The following is a 19,296-nucleotide window of genomic DNA, read 5'->3' as shown; positions in this document are numbered from 1 at the left end:
CTTCAGGCTACGGCCCGCCCCCACTGGACGAACGACAGTCAGGCTGTCTATTGTCGTAATCGACACCCTGACTGTCTATTCGAGGAGAAGCCATGGCGGACATCGCCCACCACACCGCCCACGTCAACGGCACCAGCCTTCACTATGTGAGCGCCGGCACCGGCGGATCGGCGATCCTGCTGGTCCACGGCTTCCCCGAAAGCTGGTGGGCCTTCCACAAACTGATTCCCCTACTCGCGACGGCCCACCGCGTCTTCGCCGTCGACCTGCGCGGCTTCGGCGACTCGGACAACGGGCCGGGCACCTACGACAGCGCCACGTCGGCCGCCGACCTCCACGAGCTGATCGCTCACCTCGGCGTCGGCCCGGTGCATCTCACCGGGCAGGACGTCAGCGGCGCCACCGTCTTCCGCCTGGCGACGACCCACCCCGAGGATGTCCGCAGCCTGACCGCGATCGAGACGGGCCTGCCCGGTTTCGGCTGGGAAGCATTCGCCGATGTCGCCCACGGCGGCGCGTGGCACGTCGGCGTCCTCGCCGCCCCGGGCATCCCCGACATGCTGCTGGCCGGTCGCGAACGGGCATTTCTCGGCCAATACGTGTTCCCGTCCATGACCGCCGTGCCGGAGGCGATCACCGACGCCGACATCGACGAGTTCGTACGCGGTTACGCGCGGCCCGACGGCTGGCGCGGCGCCGCCGGCCTGTACCAATCGCTGCTGCGCGAGGGGAACGAGATCAAGCGTCTCGCCGAGTCACCCGGCCTCACCGTGCCGGTGCTCGCCGTCGGCGCCGGCGGCGGCTCGTTCACCGCGGCCACCATGTCGCGGGCCGCGTCGACAGAAATCCGCTCAGCTCAGCTGGACGGCGTCGGCCATTACGCCGCGATGGAAGCACCGAACGAGCTCGCGAAAGCCGTCATGGGCTTCCTCGACAGCGTCGATGCAGCACATCAATGAAGGCTGGAACGGCTGGTAGGGCGGAGGCGGAAGTGTTCCACCTTCACCACCTCCGCCGGGACGTCGGCCCGCAGCGGCGACCGGGTGAGCCAGACCAGCGCATGCTCCCCCTCGCGGACCGGCAGCCCGGGAAAGTCGTTCGCGGCATACTCGGTCTCCAGCACGGCCAAGGTGTCCGCCGAGCGCTGGGCGGGGGCGGTGAAAGGGCCGGCCCAGTACCAGATCGTCGCGTGCAGGACCGATTCCGGGTCGGCGGCGCCGCGGTCGAACACCGGCACCGGGACGATCTCCCGGAGCAGCAGGACATCGTCCGAGTCGAGCATCGTCGCGTTCGCCGCCGGTCCGTGTTTCGCCCAGGCCGGGCCGGAGTAGAAGGATGTCAGGCCTTCCCGGCGCGACCGCATGTCGGTGAATCCGCGCAGCCACACGAACTGGCCGGGCCGGTCGAGATCGCGGAACTGGCCGAGCACGGCCATCCCCAGTTCCTCCTGCGTCTCGACGAACTCGCGATCGAACAGCTCGATCAGCTCGTCGCGGCGTCCCGCACGCAAGGTGTAGCGGCGCAACTCGACAATCATTCCAAGATCCTTTCCAGTACGCCGGTGACGGTCGAGCGGGCCAGCGCCGCCCGGAACGCTTCGGTCGCCTCGTCGTACAGGTCGGTGAGCACCGGACGGATGCCGCGTCCGACCGGGCACTGCAGGTTCGGTTCGGAGCTGTGCAGGGCGAGCAGCGGCTCCGGCGAGACAGCGAGCCAGACGTCCAGCAACGTGATCTCGCCGGCCGGCCGGCCGAGGGAGAAGCCGGCGCCGTTGCCCCGGCGTGCCGTCACCAGGCCGGCCCGCTGCAGGTCACCGAGGCTGCGCCGGACGATGACCGCGTTCGTGTTGACGCTGGCCGCCACCTCGTCGGAGGTGAGCACCTCACGACCTCGCCGCCGGGCCAGCTCCAGCCAGGCGAGGGCGTGAGCCGCGATCGTCAACCTGCTGTTGGCCGCCACCCCGACAGTCTCACCGGCGAGCGCCCCGGAAGCAACTGTCCTTGTTACATTCGATCGCCGTCAGTCGGGCAGCGCGTAGTAGTCCTCGGTGATCACTGGCTCGAAGCCGAGCGAGGTGTAGAGGTTCAGCGCGCGGTCGTTGTCCGTGGCCACTTCCAGGTGGACCGTGGTGGCGCCGGCGGCGCGGGCGGTCCGGCACATGCGGTGCAGCACGTCGCGGCCGATGCCGCGGCCCTGCTGGCCGGGGTGGATCGCGAAGCCGTAGATGCCGGCCCGGTCGCCCTCCACGTACAGCCGGGCGGTGCCGATCGGCCGGCCGTCCTGCTCGACCACGAGGGCGTTCGGGTCGTGGGTGGCGGTCGAGGGTGGCTCCCAGTCGAACGCCAGGCGCAGGATCTCGCGTAGCGCCTGCTGATCGGCGGGCGTCGCGGCGCGTACGGCAATATCGGCTTTTGCCGGAACCGAAGCCGGCTCGCCGTGCAGTTCCAGGGCGTGCTCGCTGTGCTCGAGACGCCCGCCCCGCCGCAGGGCCAGCGACCGGCCCGCGGCCGAGGGGCGCGGCACGACCAGCAGAACCGCATCGTGCTCGCGTTCGCGGCACAGACCCTGGGCGGCATCCAGCAGCGCGGTGCCGATCCCCCTCTTGCGGGCGGCGGGATCGACCATGCCGGCCAGTTCGAGAGTGGGCGCGCCGTGCGCGTAGATGCCCAGGAAGCCGAGCAACCGGTCGCCGTCCCACCACAGGACGTCCTCGGCGTCGTCGCCGGAGCGGTGGCGCAACGTCTCCCACTCCAGTTTCAGCCGGCCGCCGTCGGCATCGACAACCCGGCGCTCCAGGTCGGCGATGGCGTCAAGGGCCGCCGCGGACAGCCCGGTACTGAGTTCGACCACGACGTCACCCCATCACGCGGGTCAAGCGGATTTCCGCCGTACGCCGCCGACAGCGCCCGGGCGATGTCATCAGCGAGGGATGAGCCGTCGCGGACGGCGGGACGCGACGATGTCGGATGTGAGGCCTCGATGAGCGCAGTCGCCTGGATCATTCTGCTGATCTTCCTGCTCTCGGCCCTCGGCCTGCTGGGCTGGGTGGTGCTGGGCAACTCCCTGGTGCGGGTGCCGTCGGGCAGCCTCGGGTTGCTGATGGCCAAGGGGCGGGCGACCGATCAGACATTGTTGCCGGGACCGCATTTCGTGTTCGCGTTCCGCCGGCGGATGGTGGAGGAGTACCCGTCGGTGGAGATGGCCTACCGAGCCGACGGGATCGGCGACCCCGCCGACGGAAACACGGGCGGCGGGTCGGCGACGCTGGAGAGTCCGGGACCGCCGCTCCGGGTGACGCTCGGTGATCGGACCGAGGCGACGGTCGCGATGACGGTGCGGTTCCAGCTGGTGCCCGAGCGCCTGCGCGAGGTGCATGAGCGGTTCGGGCCGTACGGCATCTTCGGCGTGGTCCGCGACCAGAGCGCACGCGCGATCCGGGCCACGCTCTCCGACACCGATTTCGGGATCGAGCAGTTCTTCGGCGCCGACCGCACGGCGTGCGAGGAGCGGCTGGCCGAGGCGGTCCGCAAGGCCGTGCAGCCCGACGGGATCAAGGTGACCGGGTTCGTGCTGGGCGCGGTCGAGCTCGGCAAGACCGGCGAGGTCATCCAGGCGACCGTGCGGGCGCGGTACGAGCTCGAACGGGAGCGTGCGGAGGCGGAGACCAGGTCGGTACGTGCCCTGAACGACGCGAACCTGGAGGAGCGTCTGGGTGCTCCCAGCGACGCGGCGTGGCGGTACCGGGAGACCGACCTGTGGCGTGAGCTGGTGGAGCGAACCAACGCGCTGCAGGTCGCGCTGCGGGCCGGCCCCGGGTCCGCGCCTCCTCCCGGACGGGCCGCGGACGACTCCGCCAACCCGGCCGGGGCCCGGCCTGATGAATGAGGAACGCACCTTCGGTGACCGGGTGCTGGAGGTCATCGCCGTGGTGCTGCTGGCCGTCTCCACGCTGGGCACCGCCTGGTGCGGTTATCAGGCCTCCCAATGGTCAGGCGTTCAGACCGAGTACAACCAGCAGGAGACCAACCATCGGCTGGAGGCGAACCGGCAGTTCGCCCGGGCCATCCAGACCTTCTCGTACGACTCCAGCGTGATCGCGTTCTACGCGCAGGCGGTGCAGGCGCACAACACGAGGCTGGCCGACTTCTACCGCACCGTCATGGCGCGCAAGGACCTGCTGCCGTTCCTGGACAAGTGGGAGGCGACGGTCCGCGCCGGCGGCACGCCGACGCCGCTGCTCGAGGATCCGCAGTACATCGGGGCTCAGGCCGGCGGGTACCAGAGTGAGCAGGAGGCGGCCGAGCAGGCCGCCCGCGCGGCGCAACAGGCGGCCGACCGGTCGCAGGTCTACACGCTGAACACGATCCTGCTGGCCGTGGCGCTGTTCTTCGCCGGAGTCACGTCCTCGTTCCGATACCGATCCGCGCGCATCATGCTGATCATGCTGGCCCTTCTGACCCTGGCCATCGCCGCGACGAGGCTGGCCGACCTGCCGGTCGCCTGACGGGTCGCCCGCCTGACGGGTCGCCCGCCTGACGGGTCGCCCGCCCGACGGGCCGGGTCGAGCGGGCCGGGTCGAGCGGGCCGGGTCGAGCGGGCCGGGTCGAGCGGGCCGGGTCGAGCGGGCCGGGTCGAGCGGGCCGGGTCAGTCGAGAGGGGCCGTGGACTCCCGCGTGATCAGGCGGGGGCCGATGGTCTCGATGCCCGAGCCGAGCGTGCCGTCGATCGCCGCGAACAGCCGCTGGGCGGCCAGCCGGCCGAGCTCCTCGAGGTTCATGTCGATCGTGGTCAGCGGCGGGCGGGCGTTGACCGCGAGGATGTTCCAGTTGTCGAAGCCGATCACGGCGACCTGGGCCGGAACGGCGAGTTTCTCCTGGTGCAGGACGTCGAGGACGCCGCGGGCGATCTCGTCGGAGCCGGCGAAGATGGCGTCGATGCCGGGGTCGCGCTGCAGCAGCATGCGGGTGGCGCCCCGGCCCCACGCCTCGGACCAGGCGCCGAACCAGACCTGGTCGCCGGCCAGCGGGAGGCCTTCCTGGGCCAGGCGGTCGAGGGCGCCGCGGGCGCGGTCCTGCGCGGCGCCGTAGGACGGGTCGCCGGTGATGTGGGCGATGCGCCGGCGGCCGTGCCGGATCAGGTGGTCGACGGCCAGGCGGCCGCCGCCGACGTTGTCGGTGACCAGGGACAGGTCGGCCGGGTTGTCGGAGGGGGAGTAGGCGTAGATGACCGGAACCGGAAGCTCGCCCAGGGACGGCCGCGCGTCGGGCCGGGCGCCCACCACGATCAGCCCGTCGACCCGCCGGGACAGCAACGCGCGCAGATGATGCCGTTCGCGAAGATTGTCGCCCCGGGCGTCGCAGAGGAACACCGACGTCTGGTCGGAACCGAAGGCGTCCTCGGCCCCCATGAGGATCGGAATCGAGAATCGGCCCTCGAGGTCGGACGTGAGCAGACCGACCGTTCCGCTGCGCTGAGTGATCAGCCCCTGCGCGAGCGTGTTGGGGGAGAACGACAGCGCCTCCGCGGCCTGAATGACCTTGGCACGAGTCTCGGCGCGTACCTGCGGCTGGTTGTTGAGCGCCTTCGACGCGGTCGCGATCGAGACGCCGGCCAGCTTGGCCACGTCACGCAGCGTAGATCGGCCGGCCGGGCGTGGACCGTCCGCACTGGACCCCGGCTCTATCGGACCCCTTGACAACAGTTTTTCCTCCGTATTACGTTCCTGAAAACCTTTTCGGTCTTCCGCAAACTCCCCCGGAAACGCCCCACCTGCGTATGAGAGTACCTGTGGCGACGTCGCGACCGAAACGGCCCGAAAACCTTTTGTGGTGTGTCTCGGAGGGCAACGTGCGGCTCGACATATCCAACAACATCCGCAGAGCGATCGCAGGCATCGCTGTCGCAACACTGACCATGACCGGGCTGGCCGCGTGTGGTGGCGGCGACGACAAGGGCTCGTCCGCCGCACCGGCCGCGGCCGGCGTCGACGGCGTCGACGACGGCTCGGAACTCACATTGTGGACGCGTGCGCCGCTGGAGCTGCAGGCCAAGGCTCTGGTCGAGGCGTACAACGGCAGCCACAAGAACCAGGTGAAGCTGACCATCGTCCCCAACGACGACTACGTGGCGAAGGTGGGCGCGGCGGCCGGCAGCGGCGACCTGCCCGACCTGTTCGCGGCGGACATCGTCTACGTCCCCAACTGGGCCAAGGCCGGCCTGTTCGCCGACCTGACCGACAGCATCGCCAAGCTCCCGTACGCCGACAAGATCAACAAGGCGCACCTGGACGCCGGCACCTTCGAGAACAAGAGGTACGTGCTCCCCTTCGTACTCGATCTGTCGGTGATGTTCTGGAACAAGGATCTCTACAAGGCGGCCGGTCTCGACCCGGAGAAGGGCCCGACCACCCTCAAGGAGTTCAAGGACCAGGCCCTCGCGGTCCAGAAGCTGAAGAAGCCGGGCGTCTACGGCACTTTCTTCGGCGGCAACTGCGGCGGCTGCAACGTCTTCACCTGGTTCCCGATGGTCTGGGCCAGCGGTGAGGACGTGATGAACCCCGAGGGCACCAAGTCGCTGCTCAACGGCACGGCGGCCAAGGAGGTCTACTCGACCTGGCACGACCTCCAGGCGGCCGGCGCCATCGCTCCCGGCTCCAAGGAGGAGACCGGCGCCACCTGGGTCGCGGGCTTCCAGGAGGGCAAGGTCGGCGTGATGCCGTACCCGGCGACGCTGCTGACCACCGCCGACAAGACCGTCAAGACCGGCGTGGCGGCGCTCCCGGGCGTCAACGGCGGCGGCTCCACGTTCGTCGGCGGCGACGGCATCGGCGTCTCCAAGGACTCGAAGAAGTCCGCGCAGGCCTGGAACTTCCTCGCCTGGATGATGTCCGAGAAGGGCCAGGTCGACGTCCTGGCGAAGAACGGCACCTCGGTGGCCCGCAGCGACCTGGTCAACAACCAGTACTCGGCCAAGGACCCCCGGGTCGCGCTGATCAACGAGGTCGCGGGCCGGCCGGAGAGCAAGACCCCGGTGGCCATCAACTTCCAGCAGGCGTTCAACGCCCCGGGCAGCCCCTGGGTCACGTTGTTCCGCAACCAGGTCTACGGCGACGGAGCCAACCTGGACAAGGACAACGACGCCATCAGCCAGGCCCTCAGCCAGCAGTGACAGTGCGAAGCATTCCCGCTGTCGCGGCGGAGACCCACCCCCGCCGGCGGCGTCGCTGGTCGTCGTCGCTGGCGGGGTGGGGGTACGCGCTCCCCACCGCCGCGTTCGTCCTGATCTTCTTCGTCGTGCCGATCGGCATCGTGGCCCGGATGTCGGTCTCCGACTGGAAGCTGTTCACCGGCGACCGGGGCTGGAACTCGGGGAAGAACTTCCAGTCGGCCCTCGACGACCGGCTGCTGTGGCCGGCGGTGTGGTTCACCGTCAAGTACACGGTCGTCACCACGGTCATCCTGCTCGTGCTGGCCCTCGGGCTCGCGCTGCTGGTGCAGGAGTCGTCCCGCTGGACCGGCTTCCTGCGGACGTCGTTCCTGATCCCGTCGGCCCTCGGCCTGGCCTCCGCCTCGCTGTTGTTCTACGCCCTCTACTCCCCGCAGAGCAGCCCGCTGCTGGGCTTCACCGACAAACCCATTTCCTTCCTGGGTACGCCGATGTCGGCGCTGTGGTCGACCGTGGTTCTGATCGTGTGGCGCTACGCCGGCTTCTACATGCTCCTGCTGGTGGTCGGGCTGCAGAGCATCTCCGGCGACGTCTACGAGGCGGCCCGGCTCGACGGCGCCAACCGGTGGCAGACGTTCCGCCGGATCACCCTGCCGCTGCTGCGGCCGTCCCTGGCGCTCAGCACGATCCTGTGCGTCACCGGCTCGCTGCTGGCCTTCGACCAGTTCTACATCCTCACCAAGGGCGGCCCGGACAACAGCACGATCACCATCGTCCAGCTCGTCTACAACTCGGCCTTCCAGGGCCGCAACGACCTCGGCCGGGCGGCCGCGCTGTCGATCCTGGTGCTGGGCGCCCTGCTGATCATCAATCTCGTTCAGTTCCGCAGTCTCCGCGGCAAGGAGAACTGATGCTGCGCACTCCCACCCGCGTCTTCACCGGCGCGCTGGCACTCCTGTTCCTCTTTCCGCTCGTCTGGGCCGCGGTCGCCTCGGTCAGCCCGCAGGGCGGCACCGCGCAGACCCACGGCTGGGGTCTCGGCAACTACCAGACTCTCGCCCACTACCAGGCCGGCATCGTCCAGTACCTGCTGAACTCCACGGCGGTATCGCTGATGACCGTCGCGTTCACCCTCGCCGTGGCCACGCTGGGCGGGTACGCCTTCGCGATGTTCAGCTTCCCCGGGAAGAACGTGCTGTTCCTGGTGACGCTGGCGATCCTCATGGTGCCGTACGCGACGCTGCTCATCCCGCTGTACGTGCTGCTCAACGACCTCGGCCTGCAGAACTCCCTGGTCGGGCTGGCCCTCGTGCTCACCATGTTCCAGCTGCCGTTCGCGGTGTTCATGATGCGCATCTCGTTCGAGGCCGTGCCCAAGGAACTGCGCGAGTCGGCGCTGGTCGACGGCTGCGGCAGCTTCCGGGCCCTGTGGCACATCCTGCTGCCGGCCGTCCGCGCCGGCCTGGTCACGGTCGGCATGTTCGCCTTCCTGGCCGCCTGGAACGACTTCATCACGCCGCTCGTGCTGATCAGCGACTCCAGCAAGGCGCCCCTGCCGCTGGCCGTGGCCAACATGCGGCAGCAGGTCATGGGGATCGTCGACTACGGCGCCACCGAAGCCGGCGTGGTCGTGCTGGCCCTGCCCTGCATCTTGATCTTCCTCGCCCTCCAGCGGCACTACGTCCGTGGGTTCATGTCCGGCGCTCTCAAGGGTTGACACGTGACCGTCTCCATCAGCAATGACAAAGCCACCCCCGCCGCACCCACGACCGGAAGACTGCGCCCGCTGGGCCTGCGCGAGATCACCCTGAAGCCGGGCTTCTGGCAGCAGCGTCAGGACACCAACCGGAACGCGTCCCTCGCGCACATCGAGCACTGGCTGGAGAAGACCGGCTGGCTCGGCAACTTCGACGCCGCCGCCGAGGGCCGGTTGCCCGGCGCCCGCCGCGGCCGCGAGTTCTCCGACACCGAGACCTACAAGCTCCTGGAGGCGATGGCCTGGGAGTACGGCCGGACCGGTGACCCCGCCCTGGACGAGCGCTACCGGGCGATCGTCCGCCGGGTCGCCGCGGCGCAGGAGCCCGACGGGTACCTGAACACGAACTTCGGGCGGCCCGGCCAGGCCCCGCGCTACAGCGACCTGGAGTGGGGGCACGAGATCTACTCGTACGGCCATCTGATCCAGGCCGGCGTGGCCCGGGCCCGGGCGACCGGCCCCGACGAGCTGTTCCAGGTCGCCGTGCGGGCCGCCGACCACGTCTGCGAGGTGTTCGGGCCGGACGGGATCGCCTCGGTGTGCGGGCACGCGGAGATCGAGCCCGCCCTCGTCGAGCTGTACCGGGTGACCGGCGAGCGCCGCTACCTCGAGCAGGCCCGCCTGTTCGTGGAGCGCCGCGGCAACCAGGTCCTCGCCGACATCGAGTTCGGCCGCTCCTACTTCCAGGACGACATGCCCACGCGGCAGGCGGAGGTGCTGCGCGGGCACGCGGTCCGGGCCACCTACCTGGCCGCGGGCACGGTGGACGTGGCCGTCGAGACCGGGGACGCCGGGCTGCTCGATGCCGTGACCCGGCAGTGGCGCAACGCGGTGGCCCGGCGCACGTACCTGACCGGCGGCATGGGCTCGCGGCACCAGGACGAGGCCTTCGGCGACGACTACGTGCTGCCGCCCGACCGGGCGTACTCGGAGACCTGCGCCGCGATCGGGTCGGTGATGCTCAGCTGGCGGCTGCTGCTGGCCCACGGCGACGCGGAGTACGCCGACCTGATCGAGCGCACGCTGTTCAACGTCATCGCCACCTCGCCGGCCGACGACGGCCGCGCCTTCTTCTACACCAACACCCTGCACCAGCGCACGCCCGGCACCGAGCCGGCGCCGGACGTGCTCGTGCCGCGCGCGGCGTCCAGCCTGCGCGCGCCGTGGTTCGCCGTCTCCTGCTGCCCGACCAACCTGGCCCGCACCTACGCGAGCCTCGCCGCCTATCTGGCGACCGTCGACGACGACGGCCTCCAGATCCACCAGTACGCGGCCGCCACGATCCGCACCGGCCGATTCGGCTGCGAGATCGACACGAGTTACCCCCACGAGGGGCGCATCACCGTCCGGATCACCGAGTCACCCGACACCCCTTGGACGCTCAGCCTCCGAGTGCCGCACTGGGCCACCGGCGCGACCCTCGACGGCCGTCCGGTCGAACCCGGCTGGGCCCATCTGAACCGCCGCTTCTCCCCGGGCGACGTCGTAGTTCTCGAACTGCCCATGCAACCCCGCATCACCGCGCCGGATCCGCGCATCGATGCCATCCGCGGCTGTGTCGCCGTCGAACGCGGACCGATCGTGCTCTGCGCCGAGTCCGTGGACCTGCCCCCGGGCGTCGACCTGAACGCCCTGCGGGTACTCCCGCACGCCGAGGAACGCGACGGTGCCGTTGTCGTCACCGGCCTGACCGTCCAGCCGCCGCCACACGGCTGGCCGTACGGCATCGCGCCCGAACCCATCACCGGGACCGTCGACGTCCCGCTGCGTCCTTACCACCGATGGGCCCGCCGGGGCCCGTCGACCATGCGCGTCTGGCTGCCCCTCGCCGACGGAAGGACCAACCAGCAGTGAAATTCGCACCCTATGGGGTCGTCGCGGCAGTTCTTGCGACGGTCCTGATGCCCCCTGCCGCGGCTCAGGCCGCTCCCACCGCCGACACCCCGTACCCCACCTTCAAGGGCGACGCCGACCCGGTGCCCGCCGAGGGAACCGGCTACCACGTCCGCAACCAGCTCCAGGCCATCTTCGACGCCGATGTCGCCGCCGGCGCCGGATCGAGCACCGACCAGGACTTCTGGATCGACCGCATGCTCGCGCGCACCGGCAACCAGCCGGGCGGGTCGAACGGCGACGCCAACCAGTACCTGTTCAGCCGCGGCCGGGCCGTGTTCATGAAGACGCACAGCCCCGGCGTGCTGGGCTTCGGCGGCGAGGTCGCCTACATCGAGTCGATCGCCGACGGTCAGGGCGCGTACACGATCACGGCCGCGGTGAACGGCGCGGACGTCACGCTGACCGAGGACGCCGCGTCCCGCAAGCAGACCCCCAGCTACTTCCGCGGTGTCTTCACCAACACCGCGGCCGGCCTGCGGATCGTCGAGACCAAGTTCATCACCGACAAGAACGTCGCCGTGACGAACCTCGACCTGTCCAGCACGAACGGCGCCGCCAAGGACGTCGTGCTGACGGCCACCTCGGCGTTCGCCAAGACGGTCGCCGACGACAGCGGCGAGCTGACCGGCTCGACGATCGCGTTCAACAAGCTCACCACGATCTTCCCGCGGTTCTCCGGCGACGGCTTCGCGCCGGTCGACGGCACGCTCAAGCAGACGGTCGCGGTGCCGGCGAGCGGGGCGGCGAAGACGAAGCTGCAGCTCGGCTTCATCACCAAGGAGCAGCCGGACTCGACCACCGAGTACCTGCACTACAAGGGACTGGCGCCGGCCGCCGCGTACACCGAGCAGGTCACGGCGTACAACCGGTGGTGGGCCGACAACGTGCCCTACCTGGACACGCCCGACAACAACATCGACAAGACGCTGTTCTACCGCTGGTGGCTGATGCGGTACAACTTCCTCGACGCCGACCTGCCGGGCAACGACTACCAGTTCCCGACGTCGATGGAGGGCGTGCTCGGCTACAACAACGCGATCGTGCTGAGCGTCGGCATGTTCGTCGACGACCTCAAGTACTTCCGGGACCCGGTCTACTCGTACGGGCCGTGGGTGTCCGCCGGTGAGGTCGCCAAGAGCTCGAAGTACGTCGACAACCCGGGCGACCCGGCCAACTGGTCCAACAGCTATACCGAATATCTCTCCGAGGCGGCCTGGCGGTCCTACCAACTGCATGGTGGTCCATCGGTCATCGCCGAGAACCTGGCCAAGTACGCCGAGAACGACGTCAAAGGCCTCCAGCAGGCGTACGACACGAACGGTAACGGCCTCATCGAGTACAACTGGGGCGCGATGACCGGCAACGACGCCGACGCGGTGTCGTTCGACTGGCGCAAGAACCAGAACATGGACCGTACCGAGAACGCGTACCTGTACTCGAACGCGAAGGCCTCGGCCGCCGCCTACCGGACCGCCGGTGACACGGCCAAGGCCGACCAGATGGACCAGCTCGCCGAGCAGATCAAGGCGGCCGTCCTGCAGTACCTGTGGGAGCCGGCCCGGACCACCCCGGACGAGATGGGGCTGTACGGCAACCTGCTCAAGCACAGCCTGGTCAACGGCAACGTCAAGGTGCCGTGGAAAGAGATCAACAACTACTACCCGTTCGCGGTCGGCCTGATGCCCAAGCCGGGCGACGCCGACTACACCCAGCCGTACGTCGAGGCCCTGCGCCTGTTCGCCGACGACAAGCAGTACCCGATCTTCCCGTTCACCACGGCCAACCAGGCCGACAAGGCGGCGGCCGCCGCGCAGGGCGACCCGGGCAGCAACAACTTCTCGGTCATCAACTCGACGGTCGATTTCCGGATGCTCTCCTCGGTGCTGCGGAACTACCCTTCGCCGTATCTGAACGCCGAGTCGTACAAGAAGCTGCTGTACTGGAACGCCTTCGCGCAGTACCAGAACGGCGACAACCGCTACCCCGACCAGAACGAGTTCTGGGCCGACGGCTCGACCGCCAACGGCGGCACCGTGGGGTATCGCTCGTGGATCCACCACACGATCCTCGGCGCCACGAACTTCACCATGATCGAGGACGCGATGGGTCTGCGCCCCCGCTCCGACGCGAAGGTGGAGCTCGACCCGATCGACATCGGCTGGGACCACTTCACCGCCAACAACATCCGCTACCGGGACAAGGACCTGACGGTCGTGTGGGACGCGCCCGGTGGTACGAAGTACTACGGGTCTGACGTTCCCGAGGGCTATTCGGTCTACCTCGACGGCCAACTGGCCTTCACCGCCGACAAGCTCGGCAAGATCGTGTACGACCCGGCCACCGGCACCGTCCAGGCGGCGCCCGGCGTCACGGTCCTCACGCACGCGCAGAGCGAGGTGCAGGCGCCGCAGGACGTGCGGTTCGCGGCGGACGCGCGGATCGTCGACGTGATGGCCAAGGCCGGCGCCGACATCAACCCGGCCAGCACCGGCAAGCCGGACGTCGCCCAGGGCAAGCCGGCCACCGCGACGTTCTCGGCGAGCGGCCGAACCCCGGCCGGCGCGGTCGACGGGACCACCGTCAACGAGCCCTTCTGGGGCACGGCCGGTTCACCCAACGCGTCCGACTCGATCGACATCGACCTTCAAGGTCAAAAGAATATCGACGACGTACGCGTGTACTTCTACAAGACCACGACGACGGCGACCGTGGCCGGGTACGCACCACCGGCCCAGTTCACGGTCCAGTACGACAACGGCGGCGGCTGGACGACGATCCCGGGGCAGACCCGGTCGCCGGCCTACCCGCGCGGCAACCTCAACCAGGTCCGCTTCCCGTCGCTCGAGGCGAGCAAGTTGCGGGTCACCGTGCAGCACGCCCCGGGCTTCAAGACCGCCGTCAAGGAGGTACAGGCCTTCGACTCCGGCGTCGCCGCGCCGCAAGCGGTCAACGCCCCGCCGTTGGCCGACGCGTGGCTGGACTCCTCGTACAGCGCGGCCGGCTCGGCCCGGCTGATCGGCCTCGCGCAGGACGACGGCAACCCCGGCACCGCGCTCACCTCGGCCTGGACGGTGGTGGACGCGCCGGACGGCGGCTCGGCCGCCTTCGACCCGGCGAACGCGCCCAGCACGGTCGCCCGGTTCACCAAGTCCGGCCGCTACACGCTGCGGCTGACCGTCGGCAACGGCACGGCGACCGCGACCAAGGACGTCGTGGTGCAGGCGACCGCGCTGAGCGAGGGCTCGATCAATGTGGCCTCGACGGCGACCCCGACCGCCAGCTTCACGGCCGGCTGGAACTCGGTGAACGCGGTGAACGACGGCAAGCCGTCGCTGTTCACCGGGGGCGCGCAGACCGACCTGTGGGGCACCTGGACCGGCAACGAGCCGGCCACCAGGTGGCTGCAGTACGACTTCCCATCGCCCGTACGCGTCGACAAGGCGTCGATCGACTTCTGGTCCGACTCCACCACCGGCGGCAGCGGGGTGTCCGTGCCGAAGTCGTGGAAGCTGCAGTACTGGGACGGCACCGCGTTCCAGGACGTGACCGGCGCGACCGGTTTCGACCCGGCGGTCCGCGGCAGCACCAACAACGTGTCGTTCGACCCGGTCACCACGACCCGGCTGCGGGCGACCTTCAACGCGCTGCCCAACGCGGCCGGCACGGCGTACTCGGCGGTCGGGGTCTCGGAATGGCGGGTCTTCGCCGCCGCCGCGAGCTCGATCCAGGCCGTGGACGCCCGCACCCAGGTCGGGGTGGCACCGGCGCTACCGGCCACGGTGAACGTCACCTACGCCGACGGCAGCACGCTGCCGGTAGCGGTGTCGTGGGGCCAGATCGACCCGGCCAAGCTGGCGGCCGTCGGCGACTTCACCGTCTCCGGCTTCGTCAACGGCACCACGCTGACCGCCACCGCCCACGTGTGGGTCCGCGGCAGCGACCCGGTCCAGATCACCACGATCGACCCGGTCACGGTCGCCACCAAGGTCGGCGTCGCCCCGGCGCTGCCGGCCGGCGTCACCGCCGGCTACAACGACGGGTCCCGCCAGAGCGGCATCGCCGTCACGTGGGCCGCGATCGATCCGGCTTCCTATCAACATGCGGGCACCTTCGACGTGAGCGGCCAGGTGGCCGGCACCGACAAGACCGCCACCGCCACCGTGGTCGTCGGCGACGGCGGCCCGAAGGACGAGATCGCCCCGGTCCCCGTGCTCTCCACCGACCCGGCGCTGCCGACCGGCTGGACGAACACGAACGTCACGGTCACCGCGACGGCCACCGACAACCAGGACGACCACCCGAAGATCGAGGTCGCGGTCGGCGCGGGCGCCTTCGCGGCGTACACCGCACCGGTCACCGTCTCGGCCGAGGGCTCGACCGTGGTGAAGGCCCGAGCCACCGACCAGGCGGGCAACGTCTCGCCGGTCACCCAGGTCACCGTCGGCATCGACAAGACCGTCCCGTCGGTCACCGCGTCGCTCGACGNGGCGAGCCGGTCGGTGACGATCACCGGCGTCGACAGCGGCTCCGGCGTGGCGGCGGTGCAGTATCGCCTCACCGTCGGCGGCGTGGTCACGCAGGACTGGACCACGGCCGGTGGCCTGGTCCCGATCGGATCGTCGGCCACCACGGTCGACTACCGGGCGGTCGACAAGGCGGGCAACACGTCGGGCACCGGGACCCTCGAGGTCGCGGCCGGGCAGGCCCCGGTCAACGTGGCCCGGACCGGCACGGCGTCCGCGTCGTACACCCCGGGCTGGGTGACTGCCGACAACATCGCCGACGGCGTGCAGCCGACCGGTCCGGTCGGGCCCAACACCGACGTGTGGAACACCTGGCCGCAGGTCGGCGAGCAGTGGATCCAGCTCGACTGGGCGTCGCCGGTCACGGTCGACCGCAGCCGCATCTGGTTCACCGATGACGTCGATGCCTCCGGCGCCGGGGTCGCACCGCCGGCGTCCTGGAAGATCCAGTACTGGGACGGCAGCGCGTGGCAGGACGTCGTCTCTCCCTCCGCCTACGGCACGTCCGCGACCGCGTGGAACACGGTGACCTTCACCAAGGTGACCACCACGAAGCTGCGGGCCCTGCTGCAGTCGAGCGGGACCGAGGACGGCATGGGCGCTCCGGGCGTGCAGGAGTGGGAGGTCTACGACGTCCCGGGCAATCCCGACCCGCAGTTCGACGTCCAGGTTCAGGCCAAGACCCAGTGCATCGGCGGCAAGGCGTACGTCGCGGTGAACGCGGTCAACGCCGATACGACCTCCTTGGACATCGAGCTCATCACACCGTACGGCTCGAAGAAGGTCCAGGCGGTTGCCCCCGGCAAGACGGCCTACCAGCAGTTCAACTCGCGGGCGGCGATCGTGGCCGCCGGGAACGCGACCGTCAAGGTCACCGGCGGCTCGGTCACCACCCAGATCGCGGCGCCGTACGGCGCGGTCAGCTGCGGATAACAGGAGAAGCACCGTGAGACTGCTGCGCGCAGCGGCGGTCGCGGGGATGGTCGTGGCGGGGATGCTCTGCGCACCCGCCACGGCCGCCCTGGCCGCCGATTCGTACACCTTCATCCACCCCGGCAACCCGATCCTCGCCGACGGCTCGTACTACTCGGCCGATCCGGCGCCGCTGGTCGCCGACGACCAGCTGTACATCTACACCGGCCACGACGAGGCCGGGCCCACCACCAACGACTTCCAGATGAACGAATGGGGCGCGTTCCGCACCTCGGACGTCGCCTCCGGCACGTGGACCCACTACCCGTCCCTCGCCCGGCCCGAGACCCTGTTCAACTGGGCCACCCCCGGGCGGGCCTACGCCGGCCAGGTCGTGCATGGCCCGGACGGCCGCTACTACTGGTACCTGCCGGTCAGCGAGCGGACCAGCACCGCCGCCGACAAGTTCGCGATCGGCCTGGCCGTCTCGGACAGCCCGACCGGGCCGTGGACCGACTACGTCGGCGGGCCGCTGATCTCGCAGCGCGTCCCGACCGCCAACGACATCCAGAACATCGACCCGACCATCCTCGTCGACAAGGGCCGGGTGTTCGTCTACTGGGGAACGTTCGGTCAGCTGCGCTGGCTCGAGTACCAGCCGGACATGAAGACGCCGATCGGCACCCAGAAGTCCGTCACCGGGCTGACCGGGTTCTTCGAGGCGCCCTGGATCTTCGAGAGGAACGGAACCTACTACCTCGCGTACGCGGGGAACAACGCCGGCCCGACCTCCGCGTGCACGCCGGCCAACTACCACGCCTGCATCGCGTACGCGACCGCGACCTCACCGACGGGACCGTGGACGTACCGCGGAACCGTGCTCACGCCGGTGTCGTCGACGACCAGCCACCCGGGCATCATCCAGTACCACGGCCAGTGGTACCTCACCTATCACACGGCCGATGCCGTGGGTGGCGGGCACTTCCGCCGCTCCGTGGCGATCGACAAGGTCGAGTGGGACGACACCCAGTCGCCGCCGCGGATGAAGCAGGTCGTCCAGACACCGGTCAAGGAGCGCGACCGCATGCCGCGGGCGAACATCGCCCAGGAGGCTAAGGTCACCGTCTCCAACGACCCGGTGCCCACGCAGTACTGGGTGAAGGCGCTCAACGACGAGATCGTCCGGGCCAACCCGCTGCCGCCCGACATGTGGGGCACCTGGACCGGCAGCAACCCGCCGCAGCAGTGGGTCCAGTACACCTGGGACCAGCCGATGCGGATCAGCGGCTCGCAGATCGACTTCTGGAACGACCAGGCCCAGGGCACCGGCGTCGGCGTAGCCGCCCCGGCCCGATGGAAGATCCAGTACTGGAACCCGGCCACCGGCCAGTGGGCCGACGTGCCCAACCCGAGCGGCTATCCGACGAGCACCTCGGGCTTCCAGAACACGACCTTCGACCCGGTGACCACGACGCAGGTCCGGGCCACCTTCGACGCGTCGACAAACGGCAGCACGTACTCGGCCGTCGCGGTCGAGGAGTGGAAGATCCTGGCCGCCCAGCCGGCCACGGTCGCCGCCCCGCCGCTGACCGTGGAGACCGGCGAGACCGAGCTGCCGGGCACCGTGCCGGTCACCTTCGGGCCGGAGACCCTTCAGGTGCCGGTCTACTGGGATCCGGTCACCGCGGCCGACGTCGCCGATCCGGGAACGTTCCAGGTCCAGGGGGACGTGCTCGGCTACGCGGCCGGCAAGGTCAGCGCGACCGTCACGGTCATCTCGCCCGGCGACACCGCCGGTGACGTGACCGCGCCGACGCTGACGCTCACGCCCAGCGGCAGCGCCGGAACCGGCGGCTGGTTCAGATCGGGAGTCAGGGTGCGGATCGCCGCCACCGACGACCGCGGCGGCCGGACCACGATCTCGTCGGCCGTCGACAGTGGACAGCCGGTGATCGCGGAGCCGGTGCGCTACACCGACGTCACGGTCACCGGCGACGGGCAGCACACGGTCAGCGCGACCGCCACCGACCGCGCCGGCAACACGTCGGCCGCGGCCGGTCTCCCAGTGAAGATCGACGCCACCGCGCCGGTCAGCGCCGGGACGGTCGCCGGCCGTGCCGTGACGGTCGCCGCCACCGACGCCACGTCGGGCGTCGCGCGGATCGAGTACGCGATCGACACCGGGGCGTGGACCGTCTACTCCGGACCGATCGCGGCGCCCGACGCCAACAAGCACACCGTGTCGTTCCGGGCGACCGACAACGCCGGAAACCTCGAGACGGCGAGGGCGGCGACCATCCCGGCCGACCTGTCCGGGCCGCTGTCCGGCAACGTCGGGCCGATCGCCACGCCGACCGCGTCGTACACGGCCGGCTGGAACAGCGTCACCGCGCTCAACGACAACGCCGACGTCGCCAACCCGGGACAGGCGCAGATCTGGGGCACCTGGTCCGGCACCCGGCCGGCCACCCAGTGGATCCAGTACGACTGGTCGCGGCCGATCCGGCTCACCGGCGCCGAGCTGAAGTTCTGGCGCGACTCGAACAAGGGCACCGGCGACGGCGTCGCCGAGCCGGACGGCTGGAAACTCCAGTACTGGGACGGCAGCGCGTTCCAGGACGTCGCCGGGGTGACCGCCTACGGCACCAGCTCGACCGCGTTCAACACGGTCAGCTTCACGCCGGTCACCACGTCACGGCTGCGCGCCACCATCGACGCCAACTCCAACGGCACCACGTACTCCGCGGTCGCCGTCACCGAGTGGCGCGTCTTCGCCCAGGAAATTCCCGTTACCGCCACGGCCGCGCCCCGGTGCATCGCGGGCAAGGCGTACCTCGCCGTCGACGCCCACAACGGCGGCGAGTCTCCTGTGGACATCACGGTCGAAACCCCGTACGGAAGCAAGGTTTTCCCGGCGGTGAAGACCGACGCGTATCAGTCCTTCGCGGCCCGCGGCACCACGATCCCGGCCGGCGCCGCCACGGTGACCGTGTCCGGCACCACCCTCCATGCCCCCTACGGCGCTCTCACCTGCAACTGATAGGA

The 19,296-nt window shown here is 69.9% G+C and carries 13 protein-coding genes; 9 read left to right on the top strand and 4 right to left on the bottom strand.

All coding sequences use genetic code 11. The annotated features are described in order from the left end of the window. The first annotated feature begins 92 nt into the window (after positions 1–92). Positions 93–959, top strand: a complete 867-nt coding sequence (locus tag A3CQ_RS0148550; protein ID WP_020518236.1) for an alpha/beta fold hydrolase — start codon at positions 93–95, stop codon at positions 957–959. Here A3CQ_RS0148550 and A3CQ_RS0148545 read toward each other — a convergent pair. From A3CQ_RS0148545 to A3CQ_RS0148535, 3 genes are read right to left on the bottom strand one after another with little or no spacing between them, the layout of a single operon-like run. After that, positions 953–1,537: an NIPSNAP family protein gene (locus A3CQ_RS0148545; protein WP_020518235.1), complete on the bottom strand. Its 585-nt coding sequence runs from the start codon at positions 1,535–1,537 to the stop codon at positions 953–955. The two genes, A3CQ_RS0148550 and A3CQ_RS0148545, sit on opposite strands and share 7 nt — an antisense overlap. Next, positions 1,534–1,959 carry an Rrf2 family transcriptional regulator gene (locus tag A3CQ_RS0148540; RefSeq protein WP_020518234.1) on the bottom strand — a complete coding sequence of 142 codons (426 nt, stop codon included), beginning with the start codon at positions 1,957–1,959 and terminating at the stop codon, positions 1,534–1,536. The genes A3CQ_RS0148545 and A3CQ_RS0148540 overlap by 4 nt, the downstream gene beginning before the upstream one ends. Before the next feature lie 60 nt (positions 1,960–2,019). Next, positions 2,020–2,850 carry a GNAT family N-acetyltransferase gene (locus A3CQ_RS0148535; RefSeq protein WP_020518233.1) on the bottom strand — a complete coding sequence of 277 codons (831 nt, stop codon included), beginning with the start codon at positions 2,848–2,850 and terminating at the stop codon, positions 2,020–2,022. Between the two features lie 129 nt (positions 2,851–2,979). Here A3CQ_RS0148535 and A3CQ_RS0148530 point away from each other — a divergent pair, with 129 nt between their 5' ends. Together A3CQ_RS0148530 and A3CQ_RS0148525 are read left to right on the top strand one after the other, a co-directional pair. Then, positions 2,980–3,885: an SPFH domain-containing protein gene (locus A3CQ_RS0148530; protein ID WP_020518232.1), complete on the top strand. Its 906-nt coding sequence runs from the start codon at positions 2,980–2,982 to the stop codon at positions 3,883–3,885. Next, entirely contained in the window at positions 3,878–4,504 is a 627-nt protein-coding gene (locus A3CQ_RS0148525) for a hypothetical protein (RefSeq protein WP_020518231.1), read from the top strand. Before A3CQ_RS0148530 ends, A3CQ_RS0148525 begins: the two co-directional genes overlap by 8 nt. Before the next feature lie 141 nt (positions 4,505–4,645). On the opposite strand, the gene A3CQ_RS0148520 is transcribed toward A3CQ_RS0148525, so the two are convergent. Next, positions 4,646–5,623, bottom strand: coding sequence for a LacI family DNA-binding transcriptional regulator (locus tag A3CQ_RS0148520; RefSeq protein WP_020518230.1), 978 nt, complete (start codon positions 5,621–5,623; stop codon positions 4,646–4,648). Between the two features lie 290 nt (positions 5,624–5,913). Here A3CQ_RS0148520 and A3CQ_RS0148515 point away from each other — a divergent pair, with 290 nt between their 5' ends. The 6 genes from A3CQ_RS0148515 to A3CQ_RS0148490 all read left to right on the top strand — a co-directional run bounded on the left by A3CQ_RS0148515 (position 5,914) and on the right by A3CQ_RS0148490 (position 19,291). After that, a complete protein-coding gene (locus tag A3CQ_RS0148515) occupies positions 5,914–7,167 on the top strand; it encodes an ABC transporter substrate-binding protein (protein ID WP_020518229.1) in 1,254 nt (417 codons plus the stop codon). A gap of 2 nt (positions 7,168–7,169) precedes the next feature. Further along, positions 7,170–8,075: a carbohydrate ABC transporter permease gene (locus A3CQ_RS0148510; RefSeq protein WP_245577685.1), complete on the top strand. Its 906-nt coding sequence runs from the start codon at positions 7,170–7,172 to the stop codon at positions 8,073–8,075. Then, positions 8,075–8,881 (top strand): carbohydrate ABC transporter permease, encoded by an 807-nt coding sequence (locus A3CQ_RS0148505; protein ID WP_020518227.1) that lies wholly within the window; start codon positions 8,075–8,077, stop codon positions 8,879–8,881. Before A3CQ_RS0148510 ends, A3CQ_RS0148505 begins: the two co-directional genes overlap by 1 nt. Before the next feature lie 3 nt (positions 8,882–8,884). Next, the gene (locus tag A3CQ_RS0148500; RefSeq protein ID WP_020518226.1) at positions 8,885–10,774 is read left to right on the top strand and encodes a glycoside hydrolase family 127 protein; all 1,890 of its coding nucleotides are present in this window, start codon (positions 8,885–8,887) and stop codon (positions 10,772–10,774) included. Further along, the gene (locus A3CQ_RS0148495; RefSeq protein ID WP_444510687.1) at positions 10,702–16,272 is read left to right on the top strand and encodes an OmpL47-type beta-barrel domain-containing protein; all 5,571 of its coding nucleotides are present in this window, start codon (positions 10,702–10,704) and stop codon (positions 16,270–16,272) included. Before A3CQ_RS0148500 ends, A3CQ_RS0148495 begins: the two co-directional genes overlap by 73 nt. Positions 16,273–16,285: 13 nt before the next feature. Then, on the top strand, positions 16,286–19,291 hold the full coding sequence (locus A3CQ_RS0148490) for a family 43 glycosylhydrolase (RefSeq protein ID WP_211216822.1): 3,006 nt from the start codon (positions 16,286–16,288) through the stop codon (positions 19,289–19,291). Positions 19,292–19,296: the final 5 nt, after the last annotated feature.

This window comes from Paractinoplanes globisporus DSM 43857 (assembly GCF_000379645.1).
GTDB lineage: Bacteria > Actinomycetota > Actinomycetes > Mycobacteriales > Micromonosporaceae > Actinoplanes > Actinoplanes globisporus.
This window is presented reverse-complemented; position numbering and strand designations above follow the sequence as displayed.